General features: G+C 58.2%; 1 protein-coding gene. It reads right to left on the bottom strand.

The features are described 5' to 3' along the window. Window positions 1-8: 8 nt before the first annotated feature. Window positions 9-1,171 (bottom strand): IS3 family transposase gene (locus GQ56_RS0138900; protein WP_152602019.1). Its coding sequence is split into 2 segments (ribosomal slippage): window positions 9-916 and window positions 916-1,171, totalling 1,164 coding nucleotides; the frame shifts between segments, so codons are not numbered across the junction. Window positions 1,172-1,235 lie beyond the last annotated feature (64 nt).

Here is a 1,235-nt window from a genome sequence, read left to right on the forward strand (position 1 = left end):
TGTAGTGGTCAACCAACCCCGGACACTGCGTTAAGTTTTTCTTCCGCAACAGCCGGCGCCAGTCCGTCATTGAACTGATGCGGCCGTATCCAGTTGTACCGATGCATCAGGTAGTGGCTGATATCCCGGTGTGCTTCCTGCGCCGATATGTAACCCACTGACGGCAGCCATTCTGTCTTGAAGCTGCGGAACAGCCTCTCCATCGGAGAATTGTCCCAACAGTTTCCGCGACGGCTCATGCTCTGCTGTATCCGATAGCGCCACAGGCGCTGACGGAATTTCCGACTCGCATACTGACCGCCCTGATCCGAGTGGAATAGCAACCCTTGTGGCCGACCACGCTGCTCATAGGCCATGTCCAGCGCCTGCACGACCAGATCGGCATCCGGGCGTGTCGAGAACGCCCAGCCGACGACTCGGCGCGTGAACAAATCAAGTACGGCGGCCAGGTAATGCCAACGGCCTTGCGCCCAGACATACGTGATGTCGCCACACCAGACCTGATTCGGCGCATCAACCTCGAACTGACGGTTGAGATGGTTCGGAATATCGATCCGCTCGACCGTAGCTTGCTTGTACGCATGGCTGCCGGGCTGCTTGCAGATCAACCCCAGCTCTTCCATCAAGCGACTTACCTTGAAGCGGCCAATCGCCGTGCCTTCCTCGCGCATCATGCCCATGATGCTGCGGCTGCCAGCAGAGCTTCGACTCTCGACGAACAGTTCGTGCACCCGGTGGCGCAACGCCATACGCTCGGCATCTACGCGCTGGGCACGCTCCCGGTACGCATACAGACAGGACCGCGATACGTCGAATACCGCGCACATCAGTTCGACTGATTCGCCTGCGCAGATCTGATCAATTACTTCGTACGTTCTATGCCTTCCGACATCAAGAGCGCGGTAGCCTTTTTTAAAATGGCCTTCTCACGCTCGAGGCGTTCGATACGCGCCTCGAGTTCCTGAATGCGTTGCTGATCCGGCGTGATTGCCTTGCCCTGCGGCGTGACACCCTGACGCTCCATTTGAAGCTGGTGCACCCAGCGGCGCAGTACCGTCTCGCCGACGCCGACCGAGCGACTCGCCTCCATATGGCTATAGCCCTGGTCGAGCACCAGACACGCGGCTTGCTGTTTGAACTCCGGGGAAAACGTACGACGTCGCTTGGTCATTAGACACCTCTTCATGGCGAGCATTCTCGCCTAAATCAGTGTCCGGGTTCATTAGACCACTACA

It is taken from the genome of Burkholderia paludis (assembly GCF_000732615.1).
Taxonomy (GTDB): Bacteria; Pseudomonadota; Gammaproteobacteria; order Burkholderiales; family Burkholderiaceae; genus Burkholderia; species Burkholderia paludis.